A 15,971-nucleotide genomic window follows, 5' to 3' on the forward strand; every position below is an offset into this window, starting at 1 on the left:
GATCTACCAATTTTAAATTTGTATAAACAATAAGAAAAATGAAAAAGACATTCCTTTACCTGTTACTGCTTCCGCTGGGTCTGTTCTCATGCAAAGACGATGACGACACTACAAACCCGGAACCAGGGCCTGCGGCCACAAAAGAGCTAAGCGGTGATATTTCGACCGATGTAACGCTTGACCCAAGCACCGAATACAAACTGACAGGGTCGCTGCTTGTTGTTAATGGAGGAAAACTCAGAATACCGGCGGGTACAGTTATCAAGGCTGAAAAGGGCTTTAACAAGTACATTCTTGTAGAGCAGGGCGGCCAGATCTTTGTGAATGGCACAGCTGATAAACCGGTAAAAATAACCTCTGGAGCAGCTGATCCGAAGCAAGGCGACTGGGGTGGTTTGATCATCAACGGTAAGGCAAGACTTTCCGGCCCGGCTGGCAAAGTAACCACCAGCACTACTGAAGTGAATCCTGCTGTTATTTACGGTGGCGAGAATAACAACGATAACTCAGGCGTAATAGAATATCTAATCCTGGAGTATACTGGTGCAAAGTCTTCAGCCGATATTGAGCACAACGGCCTGACGCTTAATGGCGTGGGAAGCGGCACTAAGATCGAGAACGTTTACATACCTTACGGTGCTGATGACGCGGTTGAGTTCTTTGGCGGTTCAGTAAATGTGAAGAACCTGTTAGTGGTGGATTCTGACGACGATATGTTTGACGTAACGCAGGGCTGGTCAGGCACACTGGATAACGCCTATGGCGTATGGAAGGCCGGCTATACCAGCACAGAATCTGACCCACGTGGCGCTGAGCTGGATGGCAACCTGGATGGCAACACTCCTGGCGACGTGAACCAGTCTGACTTTATCTTCAAGAACATCACAATCGTGAACGAGTCTACTTCCGAGATGCAGGATGCTGTTAAAGTTCGCAGAGGAGCCAAGGCAACTATTACCAACCTGCTTGTTAAAGGTACCATTGCTACAGACCTGATCGACTTGACAGATGGCAAGGGCAACGGAAATGCAGGAACTGTAATCGAATACAAAAACGACGGCATTACAGTTAAGCAGGAAGTTAAAAACCCTGAAAACGCTGACATCAAAGTTAACAGCGCTATTACAGGTGCCAATACAACAGCATTCGGCTGGACTGGCTACAAGTTCTAAGTAAGAGTTAAAATATAAAATTGGGCTGCCACAGAGCATATCTGTGGCAGCCCGATTTGTTTGCGGGCAGTTCGACCAAGGGTATAGCAGGCATAAAACAGTGGCTAATGCAAAGGAGCATTGAGCCGCCTATACTTATACTTATACCTATACCTATACCTGCCTTTCCTCCTTAACCTTAATTCTTAACATAACGGTAACATGGCCGTAACCTTCAAGTAATATGAATGTGGTAATATTGCACCGTGATTCAGCAACAGTATAAATGGCCTGACTAGCCATTGCAGCATTCTGAAAAACACATAGAAGAGCGCAGTTTGGACTACTGCGTTTTGATTAAAAAAATAACAGCAAGACATTAGCTTAATTCTCACCTTAACTAATATAACGCGTGAACTATAACCTCAAAGGAGTCCTTTTGGTGCTCTTAATCAGCCTCTTCTATACCTCCAGCTCACAAGCCCAGACCGTAAACGACACCAAGTTTGGCAAAGGCCTCCAATTCGTGGCCGCAGATTCCTCTTTCAGCCTCAGGCTTGGCACCCGCTTTCAGCTGCTTTACCAAGGTGGCAACACGCCCGCCACCGGCAACTGGGACGACCGCTTCCTGATTCGCCGGGCGCGCCTGAAGTTCGACGGCTTCGCCTTTTCTCCAAGGCTGGAATACAAAATAGAGCTCGGCCTGAGCAACAGCGACATCGGCAGCGACGTGCCTGACCTGACCAACAACGCTGACAACATCATACTGGACGCGGTAGCCAAATGGCACCTCACTCCGAACCTGCAACTATGGGTAGGCCAGACCAAACTGCCGGGTAACCGCGAGCGTGTGGTCTCCTCGCAGAAGCTGCAGTTCGTGGACCGCAGCCTGCTCAACTCGCGCTTCAACCTCGACCGCGACGCGGGTCTGCAACTACACCACGAGCACCAGTTAGGTCAGGTTGTGTTAAGAGAGATCGGCTCCATCTCGATGGGCGAAGGCCGCGACATTACCGTGAACAATACGGGCGGCTATGACTACACAGGTCGTTTTGAGATACTGCCTTTCGGGGCGTTTGAAGGTGGTGGCGATTACGTAGGCAGCGACATTGAGCGCGAGCCAACACCGAAACTCTCGCTGGCTACTTCCTTTGACTACAACAGCAACGCCGGGCGCGAGCAAGGGCAGCTTGGCGACTTCCTGAGCGACACGCGCAGCCTGCGCACCTGGTTTGTGGACGCTATGTTCAAGTACCGTGGCTTTTCGGCCATGGGCGAGTATGCCAACCGCAAAGCCACCGATGGACCTGTGGTGCTGCGCGACGACCTGGGCGATGTGGCGGAAACTTTCGTGACGGGCACGGCCCTGAACCTGCAGGCAGGCTATCTGTTGCCGACCAACTGGGAAGTGGCGGCCCGCTATACCGACTTCAACCCGACTGCCGTGACAGGTATACGCCAACAGGATCAGTATACCCTGGGCGTATCAAAATACATAGTGGGGCACTCGCTGAAGGTGCAGAGTGACGTAACGCTGATACAGGAAGCAAACCGCGAAGACCGCACCCAGTTCAGGTTACAAATGGAATTAGCCTTATAATAAAACCAACTGATTACCAAACAAGTACACCGCTTAATAATTCAGCACAAACAGACCAGACACAATAACTTATACATCCTAAAATCAAATTGTATGCTAAACCTTAGCTTTTCCCGATTCAAACTTAGCGCAGCCATCCTGGTGGGTGCTTCGCTTGCTTTCACATCGTGCGGCGGCAACACCCAGGAAGGCGGCAGCGACATGTCGGGTTCTATCTCGATTGACGGCTCTTCTACGGTATACCCTGTGACGGAAGCCGTGGCCGAAGAATACCGCGCCGAGGCTCCGGACGTGAAAGTAACCGTGGGCGTGTCGGGCACGGGCGGTGGTATGAAGAAATTCTCCCGCGGCGAAATCGACATCGTAAACGCCTCCCGCTCTATCAACGATTCAGAAGCGAAGACGGCAAAAGAAAACGGTATCTCCTATGTACAGCTTTCGGTAGCTTATGACGGCCTGACTGTGGTTGTGCACCCTTCCAACGACTGGGCAAAAGACATTACTGTGGCTGAGCTGAAGAAAATGTGGGAGCCTGAAGCACAGGGTACCATCACGCGCTGGAACCAGATCCGCCCGGAGTGGCCTGACAAAGAGATTCACCTCTACGGTGCAGGCGTGGAGTCTGGCACGTACGACTACTTCACCGAAGCCATTGTAGGCAAGAGCCACTCGAGCCGCGGCGACTATACCGCCAGTGAAGACGACAATGTGCTGGTGCAGGGCGTGTCGACTGACCCGCTGGCGCTAGGCTTTTTCGGATACGCTTACTACGAAGAAAACAAGAGCAAGCTGAAGGCTATACCTGTAGACAACGGCGCAGGTCCTGTACTGCCGTCACTGGAAACTGTGAAGGACGGTTCTTACGCCCCGCTTTCGCGTGCCCTGTTCTTGTATGTCAGCTCTAAGGCCGTGGTTAGACCAGAAGTGGTGGACTTCATCAACTTCTACCTCGAAAACGCAGGTGAACTGGCCCAGGAGGTAGGTTACATTCCCCTGCCTGACAACGTGTACAACGAGCAGAAACAGAAGTTCGAGCAATTTGCCACCGGTGCCGCTACGGCCAAACAATAATTTCCTGAAATAACCAGCGCAGGTATAGCCCACGGAGACAAAGGCTATACCTGCGCTTCAATTAAAAGCACCTTGAGAGTACAGGAGAAAATAATAGAAGGCTTGCTGTGGCTGTCGGCCGCCATCACGATACTAGTCACGGTCAGTATCATTTGGGTCTTGCTGTCGGAGTCAATCCAGTTTTTCAGCGAAGTGTCCATTGTGCGCTTCCTGACGGAGAAGGAATGGACGCCCCTCTTTGCTGACAAGAAGTTTGGCATCATGCCGCTCGTGGCGGGTACCTTCCTGACCACAGCCATTGCCATTGCGGTAGCGCTGCCCATCGGGCTCACCATCGCCATCTACCTGAACGAGTATGCCCATGCCCGTTTCAAAACCATTATCAAACCTTTGCTGGAAGTGCTGGCCACTATACCTACGGTAGTCTACGGCTTCTTCGCCCTGACTGTGGTAACGCCTTTCCTGCAATCGTTTATACCTGGGCTGGCGGGCTTCAACGCGCTGTCGGCCGGCATCGTGATGGGCGTCATGATCATCCCAATGATCTCCTCGCTGAGTGAAGACGCCATCAGCGCCGTGCCCCGTTCTCTGCGCGAAGCCGCCTACGGCATGGGCTCCACCCGCCTACAGACCGCCTTCGGAGTGATGGTGCCCGCCGCTTCGTCAGGTATACTTGTGTCGGTGATTCTGGCTATTTCCAGAGCCGTGGGCGAAACTATGATTGTGGCCATTGCAGCCGGTCAGCAGCCGCGCCTCACGCTCAACCCGCTGGTGCCGATCGAAACGATTACCACCTACATTGTGCAGGTAAGTATGGGCGATGTGCCGCACGGCTCGCTGGAGTACCGCACTATTTTCGCGGCAGGTATGACACTGTTCGTATTCACGTTTTTGCTGAACAACCTCAGCTTCTGGATTAAAAAGAAATATCAGGAAAAGTATGACTAACTCCGAGAAAAACCGCCTCAAAGACAAGGCCTTTCAGGTGTTCGGTATTTTTTGTACCTTCATTGGACTGGTGGTACTGGCCATCTTCCTGATCGATATCGTAATAGAAGGTATAGGCCGCATCGACTGGGACTTTCTGACCAGTCTGCCCTCGCGCCGTGCCGCCCGCGCAGGTATACTGACCGCCTGGGCAGGTACGCTCTGGATTCTGGTACTGTCCGCGCTAATTGCTTTCCCGCTAGGTATAGCCGCCGGCATCTACCTGGAGGAGTACGCCAAGAAGACGAAGCTCTCGGATTTCCTTGAGATTAACATTGCCAACCTGGCTGGCGTACCGTCTATTATCTATGGTTTGCTGGGTCTGGAACTGTTTGTACGTTTTATGCATTTAGGACCGGTTTTGCTGGTAGGTGCGCTCACACTCTCGCTCCTTATCCTGCCCATCGTGATTGTAACAACACGTGAAGCGATCAAGGCCGTGCCCCGCACCATCCGCGACGGTTCTTTTGCGCTGGGTGCCTCTAAATGGCAAACAGTGTGGAACCAGGTACTGCCCGCCTCGTTTGGCGGTATCCTGACGGGCGTGATTCTGGCGCTCTCACGGGCGGTGGGCGAAGCGGCCCCGCTTATTGTGATCGGAGCGCTGGCTTACGTGCCTTTCGTCCCTAAAACACCGATGGACGAGTTTACGGTGCTGCCGATCCAGATTTTCAACTGGACCTCGCGTCCGCAGGCGGCCTTCCTGACCAATGCGGCGGCCGCCATTATTGTCCTGTTATTGATTACCTTCTTGCTGAACGGCATTGCAGTATACCTGCGTCACCGTCAGCAAAAGAAAATAAAATGGTAAGTTTTCACCCATGACCAAGAAACACAACAAGTTAGAAGCCACAAACCTCGATGCCTTTTACGGCGATTTTCATGCGCTCAAGAACATCAACGTAGCTATGGAAGAAAAGGCTGTCACGGCCTTTATCGGTCCGTCGGGCTGCGGCAAGTCCACGTTCCTGCGCACCCTTAACCGCATGAACGACTACATCGACGGCTTCCGCATTCAAGGGCAGATTTTGCTGGACGACCGCGATATTTACGCTAGTAATGTACGGGTAGACGAGCTCCGCAAAGAAGTAGGTATGGTGTTTCAGAAACCGAACCCTTTCCCGAAGACAATTTTTGAGAACGTAGTCTACGGCCTCAGAATACAAGGTATAAAAGACAAGAAAGTATTGCAGGAGGCCTGCGAGACGTCGCTACGCCAGACTGCACTTTGGGAAGAAGTGAAAGATAAGCTCGATAAATCGGCGCTAGCACTTTCAGGTGGACAGCAGCAGCGCCTCTGCATTGCCCGCGCGCTGGCCATTTCGCCGTCGGTTATTCTGATGGATGAGCCCACATCGGCCCTTGACCCGATTTCAACGGCCAAAATCGAGGACTTGATTCATGAGCTGAAGCAGCACTACACCATCATTATTGTGACGCACAACATGCAGCAGGCAGGCCGCGTAAGTGACCACACTGCCTTCTTTTACATGGGTGAGTTGGTGGAGTATGCCAAAACGAAAACCATGTTTACGAGCCCAAAAAACGAGCGTACGCAGAACTACATTACGGGCCGATTTGGTTAATAGGTGCTCACCGCCGATTCACGTATAGGAATTTAGTCTCACGCAAATAAAGACATACGAATGCTACATATTGATGAAGAACTTAAGCGGCTGCGGGAAAAGCTGTTGGAGATGTGGGACCTGGTTGACTACCAGCTCACTAGTGGACGCGACGCCGTGATGAATGCCGACCATGAACTGGCAGACCAGATTATCAAGCTTGAACGTAAAGTCAACAACTACGACATCAAAATCGACCGGATGTGCGAAAACTTTTTCGCCCTGTATACCCCTGTGGCGGTGGACCTGCGAACGGTGCTGGCCATGCTGAAGATAAACACCAATCTGGAGCGCATCGGCGACACTGCCGAGGGGATGGCCCATTTCGTTAAAAAACTCGACCGTCCCTTCGACCCTGAACTGATAGAGTTAACGAACATGATGGTGATGTATGACCAGGCGCTTGCCATGTTCCGCGAATGCCGCGTCGCGCTCGTAAAAGACGATACCAAGCTTGCCAAGGACGTTATCAAGCTCGACAAGGCTCTCAACAAAATATACCGCAAATCGGACGTGATTATCACCAAATACCTGCAGGCTAATCCTGATCGCATACCTGAAGCACTGGCACTCCTTTCTATTATTAAGAAATTGGAACGCGTAGGCGACCAGGTGACCAACATGGCCGAGGAAATCATCTTCTACCGCGAAGCGAAAGTGGTGAAGCACAAAAGGAAGAAGAAAAAGAAGGAAAATTAAATTGTTGATAGCTTCGTAGTGATTCGCGGGGAGTAAATCCGACGTGATTAAAAATAAGTGGCGCAGGTTTTCGGACCTGCGCCTTTTTTATGAACTTGGGTTTGTGATGGATGCAGATACCTCTACCATATCGGACTTGAAAGCCTCGCTATACCTAGCGCCCTCGCTCTAGTTACGCGAGCGAGGGCATTACTCTAATGCTCATCGGCTATACCTGCTATACCTGAGCTTGCCCCCTACGGCAACTAGCCGTTTATAACCTCGAACTTTACATCCTGGCACTGGAATTACACCCTCGCCAGGTCATATGCTGCCCCTTAGTAATTATACAATTTGTGTCGTACCTTTGCGCAAAATCACGAAGGTGCTGTTTAAAGAAGTCATATACTTAATGCAGAAGGATTTCCTGCTGGAGTGGCGGCAGAAGTATGCTTTCAATGGCATGCTGCTCTACGTCAGCAGTACGGTGTTCGTCTGCTACCTCAGCTTCGGGCTCCGCTCGAACGCCCTGCAGGTGCCCGTCTGGAACGCGCTGTTCTGGATTATCATGCTTTTTACGTCGGTCAATGCTATTGCCAAGAGCTTTATGCAGGAGAACCGCGGCCGGCTGCTCTACTTTTACTCCATTGTAAGTCCGCAGGGCATCATTCTGGCCAAGATACTATACAACGCCTGCCTGATGCTAGTGCTGGCGCTGATCTGCTTTGTGTTCTACGCTTTTGTACTAGGGAACCCCGTGGAAGACATTCCGATGTTTTTGCTCAGCATTCTGCTCGGCGCCATCGGTTTCGCGACTTCCCTCACCATGATTTCAGGTATAGCCTCTAAGGCCGCCAACAGCAGCACACTCATGGCGGTGCTCAGCTTCCCGGTGATCGTGCCCATGCTGCTGATGCTGATTAAGATGTCCAAAAACGCCATGGATGGACTGGAGCGGGCTGCGAGTCTCGACGAACTACTTACTTTGCTTGCCATAAACATGATCGTTGTCACTGTTTCTTATATTTTGTTCCCTTACCTTTGGCGTTCGTAAGGTATAGCCTATTAAGTAAGGTATAGCCGACACTAACCAAGGTATAAGTAGCTGAGTTACCTAAAATTAAAACACAGTTTCAGCGCAGGTTTGCGACAATTTGGGCGGCAGAACTGTTAGAAATAAAAAGTAGAATGAAAGCCGGCACCAATTGGCTTTCGTCAAAATAAGAGAAGAAGGAACATGAAGAAGAACTGGTGGAAAATACTGACCGTGCTGCTGCTGGTGTTTACCGTGGCAGTAGGTATGCTGTCGGAAGTTCCCCGACTGGCCATCCTGAACGAGACGATCCGCAACCTGTACTTCCACGTGCCGATGTGGTTCGGGATGATCCTCATTCTGTTGGTTTCGGTGGTCTATTCTATCAAATACCTGCGCAAGCCGAGCTTCAGGAACGACATCATCGCACACGAAGCCGCCAAGGTGGGCATCCTTTTCGGCGTTCTGGGCATCGTGACAGGTATGGAGTGGGCCAAGTTTACGTGGGGCGAGTACTGGAGCAACGACCCGAAACAGAACGGTGCGGCAATTGGCCTGCTGATTTATTTTGCCTACCTCGTGCTGCGCAGCTCTTTTGCCGAGCAGCAGCAACGCGCCCGCATCAGCGCGGTATACAACATCTTCGCTTTCGCAGCCCTTATCCCATTGCTTTTCATCCTGCCACGCCTGACGGACTCGCTTCACCCGGGCAACGGCGGCAACCCCGGCTTTAACGCATACGACCTAGATAGTAGCCTGCGAATGGTGTTTTACCCGGCCGTGCTGGGCTGGACGCTGCTGGGCGTCTGGATTATCAACGTAAAATCAAGACTTGAATTACTGAGACAACGCATATATGAAAATGTTTAGAATACTGGCCATTTGCTGCTTTATGCTGGGCGTCCTGTTCGCCTTTGAGCCTACCATGGCAATGGCTCAAGACCAGATGGTGGAGTTCTCGTCAGCGCCGCAGCAAAACATCGAAATGGCCGACACCCTGCGCCAGGACGGCAAGATATACGTGGTGGTAGCCGTGCTGCTCACCGTGCTGGCCGGTGTGCTGTTTTACCTGATCGCCCTCGACCGCAAGGTGGGCCGACTGGAGAAACAGCTGAAAGACGAGTATGTGAACCGCTAAAACTTTTTTGCCCGACCGAGGCGAAAAATGACAAATATCCCTATCTGCGATGGATTTAAAACATTCTATCGTGTGTTAGGCTAACAGAAATGGAGTATCTATAATCAGGTAAAGATGAAAAAATCACACATCATCGGCATTATCGTTATCGCCATGGCCATTGGTATTATCATGACCACGGCTGGCGACGCAAGTACCTATGTTTCATTTGGCGAGGCCATTGAACTGGCAGAAGACGGGAAATCCACGAAAGTGCACGTGGTAGGACGCCTCAAGAAGGATGACAAAGGACACATAGTAGGTATGCAGTACGACCCGCTAATGGACCCGAACTACTTCGCTTTTACGCTGGTGGACACCAACCGCTTCGAACAGCGTGTGGTCTACTTCAACCCAAAACCGCAGGACTTTGAGCGCTCTGAGCAGGTTGTGATTACGGGCAACATGCAAAACGATGTGTTCGTGGCCGACAAGATACTCCTCAAGTGCCCGTCCAAGTACACGGAGAACGAAATTCAAACCAACACCGCAGGTATATAAATTAGTTAAAAGTTAAGGGTTAAAAGTCTTTTTATACCTCTTCAACTCTTAACTCATAACTCTCAACTCTTAACTATATAAGATGATTAATACGCTAATCGGAGACTTTGGCCACGCGAGTGTGATTGTGGCTTTTGTAGCGGCCATTGTAGCCTCCTATGCTTATTTTATGGCCGCGCGCCAGAAAACGGAAGAGAGCGGCGATACCAGCTGGCGCAAACTGGCACGTGCTGCCTTCTATGTGCACAGTATAGCGGTAGTAGCCATTATCTTCAGCCTTTTCAATATTATCTACGAGCACCGCTACGAGTACTATTACGCCTGGAGTCACTCGTCCAACCACCTGCCGGTTCACTACATGATTTCCTGTTTCTGGGAAGGTCAGGAAGGTTCATTCCTGCTTTGGATGTTCTGGCACGTGGCCCTGGGCGTGGTGCTGATGAACGCCGGCAAGAAGAACAAGCAGTGGGAAGCGCCTGTGATGGCCATTTTCTCTTTCGTGCAGATCTTCATCTCGTCCATGATTCTGGGTGTGGTGATCGGTGATTTCAAACTGGGCTCCTCTCCTTTTATCCTGATGCGTGATTTTATGGCCGACGCCCCGGTGTTTGCCATGGACCCTAACTTTAGACCAGCTGACGGTACCGGCCTGAACCCACTGTTGCAGAACTATTGGATGGTCATTCACCCGCCGACCCTATTCCTGGGTTATGCCGCCTCGCTTGTTCCGTTTGCTTTCGCTATTGCCGGTCTTTGGAAAGGTAAGTTCAGCGAGTGGATTCGTCCTGCAATGCCATGGTCACATTTCGCAGCCGTGACATTGGGTATTGGTATCATGATGGGTGCTTACTGGGCTTACGAAACCCTGAACTTTGGTGGTTACTGGAACTGGGACCCGGTGGAGAACGCGGTATATATCCCGTGGCTCGTGCTGGTGGGTGGCATCCACACCATGATTGCCTACCGCCGCAGCAAGCAAGGCCTGCGTGCCTCGTTCATTCTGGTGATCACCTCATTTGTTCTGATTCTGTACGCTACTTTCCTGACGCGAAGCGGTATTCTGGGCAACGCCTCCGTGCACTCCTTCACGGACTTAGGTCTGTCAGGTCAGCTGTTTACCTACATGATGGTCTTCACGGTGCTTGCCATCGGACTGCTGGTGTATAACTGGAAGAAGATCCCGACCACAGAGAAGGAGCTTTCGACTTACAGTGCTGAGTTCTGGGTATTTATTGGTGCAGCCGTGCTTTGCCTGGCCGCCTTCCAGGTGCTCGTAACGACTTCTATACCTGTATACAATTCCTTCCTTGGTTTCATCGGGATAGAATCTAACGCCGCCCTGCCTGCCGACCAGATTGAGCACTACACCAAGTTCCAGTTATGGGCTGGTGTAGCCATCGCCATCCTGACGGGAGTAGGTCAGTTGCTGTGGTGGAAAAAAGCGAACAAGAAGAGTTTCAAGGACGCAATCACCATGCCGCTGATGCTAACGCTGTTATTTGCCAGCCTGGTGATTATCCTGTCCAACAAGTTTGATGTCTTCACTTTCAAACTCGACAACCCGATATACATCCTGCTGTTTGTGGTATCCCTGTTTGCAGTGTTTGCTAACTTCAGCATTATACTTGGTCTGCTACAGAAGAAAATCACGCTGTCGGGTGGCGCAGTTGCCCACATTGGTATAGCGTTGATGTTGATCGGCATCCTGTTCTCTTCAGGTTACTCGCAGATCATCTCACAAAACAACTCAGGCCTGCTTTATTCACGTGAGTTCCCTGACGAAATCAACCGTGACAACGTGCTTCTATGGCGCAACACGCCTGTGCAGATGGACCGCTTTAAGGTAAGTTACCACGGTCAGTTCCAGGAAGTGGAAGGCGTACCGGGCTATGTGACCAAAGAGTTACTCTACCAGACCGATGATATGTACAAAGCCATTGCCCGTGGTAGAATAGAAGCGAAAGGCAAGGTATACTTCGAAACCGGCGACACGCTGGACCTGATTTCTCCGGAGAACACCTACTATGAAGTAAGCTACATGAGCGACAAAGAAAACTTTGTGCTATACCCTAGAGCGCAGGTTAACCCGAACATGGGCCTATTGGCTTCTCCTGATATCAAGCGCTTCGCTGGCAAGGATTTGTACACGCACGTTTCCACTGTTCCGGACCCGAATGAGGAAAAAGACTGGGGCGAACTGCAGGAGTACGTACTCTCTGCCGGCGACACGATCGTAATCAATGACTACATCGCGATATTCAACGGTATTGAGCAGATTGAGCAAGTACCGGGCGTAAAGTTGGCTGAGGGCGACGTAGCTGTGCAGGCTGCCATGAAGATTATGGGCGAGCGCAAAACCTACCACGCCCACCCTGTGCTGATGATCAAAGACCAGATGATGGGCCGCGTACCGGAAGTCATAGAAGACCTGGGTATACGCATCACCTTCCTGAACATCGACACCGAGAACGACCGCTTCACGATCGGGGTGAACGTGACACAGAAAGACTACATCATCCTGAAAGCGATGGAGAAGCCTTTCGTAAACATCCTTTGGATCGGTACCATCATCATGTCCATCGGCTTTGTAATGGCAATATTGCGCCGTAATAAAGAAGGAAATACAGGTGAGGGGAAAGCTCCCAAGGTGAAGCAGGAACGTAAGGCACAGGTGGCGTAAAATTGCTTAATTGTATTAGATTTGTAAGGCAGGCTTGTAGAGGCCTGCCTTATTTGTTCACTTAGGTAAAACTAGAAAGGTGCTCAGCTTGAATAATCTCACCTATGAATGTATTTATCATTCCATCTTGGTACCCCAGTAAAGATCAACCACATACTGGGATTTTTTTTAAGGAACAAGCTGAAGCACTAGCTCAAGTCTTCCCTGAGTCGAATTTTGCAATAAGCACTTGGGGCTCTCACGAAAATGACCTTTTACTCGAGGGTAAAGACCATATTAAGAACATTGCAAAACTTATAAGGTCTAATTCAAAGAAAGCCAGTGAGCATAAGCCTAAAGAGAACCTCGTTGAATTTTATACTCCTGCATTTACTTGGACTAGGAAACTATTGAAGGGTAATATTAAAAATATCATTAAAGTTAATGATAAGCATTTCCTATCATTCCAGAAGAGATTTGGGGATGTAAAAATTATACATGCCCATAGTGCACATCCTGCAGGCTGGATTGCGAAGGAAATAGCAACAAAGTACAATATTCCGTACATCATTACTGAACACATGGGACCTTTCCCATTTAAAGTATTCCTAACAAGTTCTAGGCAGCTCAGTAAGTTCCTGAATGAACCATTGCAAGAGTCATTTGCAAATATTGCAGTTAGCCCTCAACTAAAAGATACGATGATAAAGTGGGGGGTAAAAAGAGTAACTTTTATCCCTAACCTAACAGATGAAAGTTTTTTTACGATAAAACCTCAGATACCTGTAGATAATCCTTGCTTCACTTTCTTTACTTTGGCTCGTTTGGTTGAAGGAAAAGGAATATCTATTTTACTACAAGCATTTAAGCTAATTAACCAGAGATACCCTGATTGTAAATTAATAATTGGAGGTGATGGTGAGATGCGAGAGCCCTATAAAGCCATTGCACAAGAAATTGGAATTCAGGAAGAGGTACGATGGCTGGGTACATTAAATCGACAACTGGCTGCAGATGAAATGCAAAACTGCGACGCTTTTGTGCTTCCTAGTTTCCATGAAAACCTACCACTTGTCTTACTTGAAGCTTCTGCTTGCGGTAAGCCGCTAATTGGCACTTATTGCGGTGGCTCTGAGAGTATTATTAACGAGAAAAATGGATTAGTAGTAGAGCCGGGTAATGTAGATGCGTTATATGGCGCTATGGAAGATATGTATTTAAACCACCAGCGGTATAGTGCTGAAGAAATAAGAGCCGATTTTATGAGCAAATATTCAAGGCCTGTAGTCTGTAAACAAATCATGGACTTATACAAACAAGTCATCGCCCAACACAAGTACACCCTATGAAAATCACCCTCATTGGCTCCGGCAATGTGGCCTGGCTCTTGGGCAAAGCGCTGCAGCAGGCAAGGCATGATATCGTAGCCGTGTACAGCCCTACTGCGGCCCACCGGAAGGCCCTGGCTCAGGTGCTGCCGCCAGCCAAGGCAGTCGACTCGCTGGACTTGCGTGCCACAGGTGCCGAGCTGTTTGTGATTGCCGTGCCGGATGCGGCCATCGCCTCGGTAGCTGCGGCAGTTCGGGTCCCGGATGGCGCGATCGTAGTCCATACCTCCGGCTCGCAGCCACTGACAGCGCTGCAGGGTATAGCGGGTGCCCGACCCGGCGTATTTTATCCTTTGCAAACCTTCTCGAAGTCGAAGCCTGTAGATTTCAACACGATACCCATACTAATAGAGGCAGGGGATGAGCAGACTTTGCTGGCTTTGCAGACCCTAGCCAGCACAATCTCACAGGAGGTGCATCAGGTTGATTCACTTAAAAGAAAGCAGTTGCACCTGGCGGCTGTGTTTGCCTGTAACTTCACGAATCACCTGCTGGGCATAAGCCGTCAGCTACTCCAACAGGCAGCGTTGCCCGACACGCTGCTGCAACCGCTTATTCAAGAGACAATTGCCAAGGCGATGCAAAGCCACCCCTTTCAGGTACAGACGGGTCCTGCAGTTCGCCACGACCAAAATGTGATTGATGAGCATCTGATTCTGCTGCAGGACCAGCCACTTTACCAGCAGGTATACCAACTACTTACGCAAAGTATACAGGATCATTCCCCAAAGCGATAGGTATCCCCAGCGTAACCTATTGATCCCCCTACAGTTATATTCGGTGGAGGTATAAAGCGCCCGGCTTTGAATCGGGAGGCATGTTTACTAACTTTGCACCGTAAATAGCAAGACTCATGAAAATTGTAAATATAACTTTCAAATTCGCTGACGGGTCACCAGATCAGGTCCTCCCGGCTGTGGAGGGCGAATCGGTGCTGGACGTGGCGCTTAATAACGACATCAAGCTACAGCACAACTGTGGCGGCGTGTGCGGTTGCAGTACTTGTCATGTATACATCGAGTCGGGAATGGACGACCTGCCCGAGATCTCTGACAAAGAGGAAGACTACATTGACCGTGCCGTAGACCCGCGCATTAACTCCCGCCTGGGCTGCCAGTGCGTAATGCAGGGCAACGAGGACATTGTGGTCACCATCCCAGAGCAGGACTTCCTGGGTCACTAAGAGGAAGCGATTAAACTTAAGTCAACATAGATAACTTGAAAAGACATGGATAAGAATTATGAGCCGCCAATTCACTGGAGCGACCACGAAGACATCGCGATGGCCCTGTATGAGAAATTCGGCGATGACTTCAACGAGTCAAAAATTTACCGCGTACGCTTTACCGAACTGCTGGAGTGGATCCTGACGCTGCCGAACTTTGCCGGAAAACGCGAAGAATCCAATGAGGGGCATTTGGAGCAAATTCAGGCGGCTTGGGTATACGAGTGGCGCGATAACCAGGACTAAGCTGATATTCAGCCCTGAAAAATTCGTTATATTAAATTAAATATATATTTTTAAAGGTCCTTTCACTAGAAAGGACCTTTTTCTTTTATCCTATGTCTATCACACAACCTGATCTTACTCGCATCAACACCTTTGTTTTCGATGTAGACGGTGTACTAACAGATGGTTCTCTCTACGTATTTGCAGACGGAGAGAAAGTGCGTGCCTTTAACATCAAAGACGGCTTTGCCATTAAACATGCTATACGCCAGGGATACAACGTGGCCATTATCTCTGCCAAAAACGAGCCGGGCGTACGCGTGCGACTTGAGGAGCTTGAAATTGAGCACCTTTTCCTGGGTGCGGAAGACAAAGTAGAAGAGCTTGAAAATTACCTGTATATGCAGGGAGTGCACCCGGCAACAGTAGCCTACATGGGCGACGACATGCCAGATCTGGAAGCCATGCAACGCTGCGGCCTTAGGGCCTGCCCTGCCGATGCGGCCGATGACATACGCGAGATCTGCACCTTTATTTCAACCAAAGACGGCGGTAAGGGAGCTGTGCGTGAGCTGATTGAAAAAATTATGAAGGTGCAGGATACCTGGTAAACGCATTATACTTTTCTCAAATCAAATAGCAGATTTCTTT

The 15,971-nt window shown here is 50.0% G+C and carries 17 protein-coding genes; all 17 read left to right on the forward strand.

Going from position 1 to position 15,971, the window contains the following annotated elements; all coding sequences use genetic code 11:
- Positions 1 to 38 precede the first annotated feature (38 nt).
- The gene (locus AC4QZR_RS03115; protein ID WP_494479578.1) at positions 39 to 1,172 is read left to right on the forward strand and encodes a beta-helix domain-containing protein; all 1,134 of its coding nucleotides are present in this window, start codon (positions 39 to 41) and stop codon (positions 1,170 to 1,172) included.
- Positions 1,173 to 1,563: 391 nt separating this feature from the next.
- A complete protein-coding gene (locus AC4QZR_RS03120; RefSeq protein WP_494479579.1) occupies positions 1,564 to 2,751 on the forward strand; it encodes a porin in 1,188 nt (395 codons plus the stop codon).
- 93 nt (positions 2,752 to 2,844) lie between these two features.
- The gene (locus AC4QZR_RS03125) at positions 2,845 to 3,822 is read left to right on the forward strand and encodes a PstS family phosphate ABC transporter substrate-binding protein (protein ID WP_253400987.1); all 978 of its coding nucleotides are present in this window, start codon (positions 2,845 to 2,847) and stop codon (positions 3,820 to 3,822) included.
- A 72-nt stretch (positions 3,823 to 3,894) separates the two neighbouring features.
- Positions 3,895 to 4,770, forward strand: a complete 876-nt coding sequence (pstC, locus tag AC4QZR_RS03130) for a phosphate ABC transporter permease subunit PstC (protein ID WP_494479580.1) — start codon at positions 3,895 to 3,897, stop codon at positions 4,768 to 4,770.
- Positions 4,763 to 5,620, forward strand: coding sequence for a phosphate ABC transporter permease PstA (pstA, locus tag AC4QZR_RS03135; RefSeq protein WP_253400989.1), 858 nt, complete (start codon positions 4,763 to 4,765; stop codon positions 5,618 to 5,620). The genes pstC and pstA overlap by 8 nt, the downstream gene beginning before the upstream one ends.
- Before the next feature lie 10 nt (positions 5,621 to 5,630).
- Positions 5,631 to 6,395, forward strand: coding sequence for a phosphate ABC transporter ATP-binding protein PstB (gene pstB, locus AC4QZR_RS03140; RefSeq protein WP_253400990.1), 765 nt, complete (start codon positions 5,631 to 5,633; stop codon positions 6,393 to 6,395).
- Between the two features lie 60 nt (positions 6,396 to 6,455).
- On the forward strand, positions 6,456 to 7,133 hold the full coding sequence (gene phoU, locus AC4QZR_RS03145; protein ID WP_494479581.1) for a phosphate signaling complex protein PhoU: 678 nt from the start codon (positions 6,456 to 6,458) through the stop codon (positions 7,131 to 7,133).
- A gap of 391 nt (positions 7,134 to 7,524) precedes the next feature.
- On the forward strand, positions 7,525 to 8,166 hold the full coding sequence (locus tag AC4QZR_RS03150) for a heme exporter protein CcmB (protein ID WP_007652356.1): 642 nt from the start codon (positions 7,525 to 7,527) through the stop codon (positions 8,164 to 8,166).
- Between the two features lie 183 nt (positions 8,167 to 8,349).
- Entirely contained in the window at positions 8,350 to 9,015 is a 666-nt protein-coding gene (locus tag AC4QZR_RS03155; RefSeq protein WP_253400992.1) for a cytochrome c biogenesis protein, read from the forward strand.
- The gene (locus AC4QZR_RS03160; protein WP_494479582.1) at positions 9,002 to 9,283 is read left to right on the forward strand and encodes a CcmD family protein; all 282 of its coding nucleotides are present in this window, start codon (positions 9,002 to 9,004) and stop codon (positions 9,281 to 9,283) included. The genes AC4QZR_RS03155 and AC4QZR_RS03160 overlap by 14 nt, the downstream gene beginning before the upstream one ends.
- Positions 9,284 to 9,397: 114 nt before the next feature.
- Positions 9,398 to 9,823, forward strand: coding sequence for a cytochrome c maturation protein CcmE domain-containing protein (locus AC4QZR_RS03165; protein ID WP_253400994.1), 426 nt, complete (start codon positions 9,398 to 9,400; stop codon positions 9,821 to 9,823).
- A gap of 82 nt (positions 9,824 to 9,905) precedes the next feature.
- Positions 9,906 to 12,503 carry a cytochrome c biogenesis protein CcsA gene (ccsA, locus tag AC4QZR_RS03170; protein WP_494479583.1) on the forward strand — a complete coding sequence of 866 codons (2,598 nt, stop codon included), beginning with the start codon at positions 9,906 to 9,908 and terminating at the stop codon, positions 12,501 to 12,503.
- 104 nt (positions 12,504 to 12,607) lie between these two features.
- Complete coding sequence (locus AC4QZR_RS03175; RefSeq protein ID WP_494479584.1) at positions 12,608 to 13,831, forward strand: glycosyltransferase; 1,224 nt, start codon at positions 12,608 to 12,610, stop codon at positions 13,829 to 13,831.
- A complete protein-coding gene (locus AC4QZR_RS03180; RefSeq protein ID WP_494479585.1) occupies positions 13,828 to 14,607 on the forward strand; it encodes a Rossmann-like and DUF2520 domain-containing protein in 780 nt (259 codons plus the stop codon). Before AC4QZR_RS03175 ends, AC4QZR_RS03180 begins: the two co-directional genes overlap by 4 nt.
- A gap of 116 nt (positions 14,608 to 14,723) precedes the next feature.
- Entirely contained in the window at positions 14,724 to 15,053 is a 330-nt protein-coding gene (locus tag AC4QZR_RS03185) for a 2Fe-2S iron-sulfur cluster-binding protein (RefSeq protein ID WP_494479586.1), read from the forward strand.
- A gap of 45 nt (positions 15,054 to 15,098) precedes the next feature.
- Entirely contained in the window at positions 15,099 to 15,341 is a 243-nt protein-coding gene (iscX, locus tag AC4QZR_RS03190; protein WP_188500466.1) for a Fe-S cluster assembly protein IscX, read from the forward strand.
- Positions 15,342 to 15,433: 92 nt separating this feature from the next.
- Positions 15,434 to 15,931 carry a KdsC family phosphatase gene (locus AC4QZR_RS03195; protein ID WP_253400998.1) on the forward strand — a complete coding sequence of 166 codons (498 nt, stop codon included), beginning with the start codon at positions 15,434 to 15,436 and terminating at the stop codon, positions 15,929 to 15,931.
- Positions 15,932 to 15,971 lie beyond the last annotated feature (40 nt).

This window comes from Pontibacter sp. YIM B11418 (assembly GCF_059278805.1).

Coding starts and splice junctions, on each gene's coding strand:
- AC4QZR_RS03115 (WP_494479578.1), top strand. CDS start 39: ATGAAAAAGACATTCCTTTACCTGTTACTGCTTCCGCTGGGTCTGTTC.
- AC4QZR_RS03125 (WP_253400987.1), top strand. CDS start 2,845: ATGCTAAACCTTAGCTTTTCCCGATTCAAACTTAGCGCAGCCATCCTG.
- pstA (WP_253400989.1), top strand. CDS start 4,763: ATGACTAACTCCGAGAAAAACCGCCTCAAAGACAAGGCCTTTCAGGTG.
- pstB (WP_253400990.1), top strand. CDS start 5,631: ATGACCAAGAAACACAACAAGTTAGAAGCCACAAACCTCGATGCCTTT.
- phoU (WP_494479581.1), top strand. CDS start 6,456: ATGCTACATATTGATGAAGAACTTAAGCGGCTGCGGGAAAAGCTGTTG.
- AC4QZR_RS03150 (WP_007652356.1), top strand. CDS start 7,525: ATGCAGAAGGATTTCCTGCTGGAGTGGCGGCAGAAGTATGCTTTCAAT.
- AC4QZR_RS03155 (WP_253400992.1), top strand. CDS start 8,350: ATGAAGAAGAACTGGTGGAAAATACTGACCGTGCTGCTGCTGGTGTTT.
- AC4QZR_RS03160 (WP_494479582.1), top strand. CDS start 9,002: ATGAAAATGTTTAGAATACTGGCCATTTGCTGCTTTATGCTGGGCGTC.
- AC4QZR_RS03165 (WP_253400994.1), top strand. CDS start 9,398: ATGAAAAAATCACACATCATCGGCATTATCGTTATCGCCATGGCCATT.
- ccsA (WP_494479583.1), top strand. CDS start 9,906: ATGATTAATACGCTAATCGGAGACTTTGGCCACGCGAGTGTGATTGTG.
- AC4QZR_RS03175 (WP_494479584.1), top strand. CDS start 12,608: ATGAATGTATTTATCATTCCATCTTGGTACCCCAGTAAAGATCAACCA.
- AC4QZR_RS03180 (WP_494479585.1), top strand. CDS start 13,828: ATGAAAATCACCCTCATTGGCTCCGGCAATGTGGCCTGGCTCTTGGGC.
- AC4QZR_RS03185 (WP_494479586.1), top strand. CDS start 14,724: ATGAAAATTGTAAATATAACTTTCAAATTCGCTGACGGGTCACCAGAT.
- iscX (WP_188500466.1), top strand. CDS start 15,099: ATGGATAAGAATTATGAGCCGCCAATTCACTGGAGCGACCACGAAGAC.
- AC4QZR_RS03195 (WP_253400998.1), top strand. CDS start 15,434: ATGTCTATCACACAACCTGATCTTACTCGCATCAACACCTTTGTTTTC.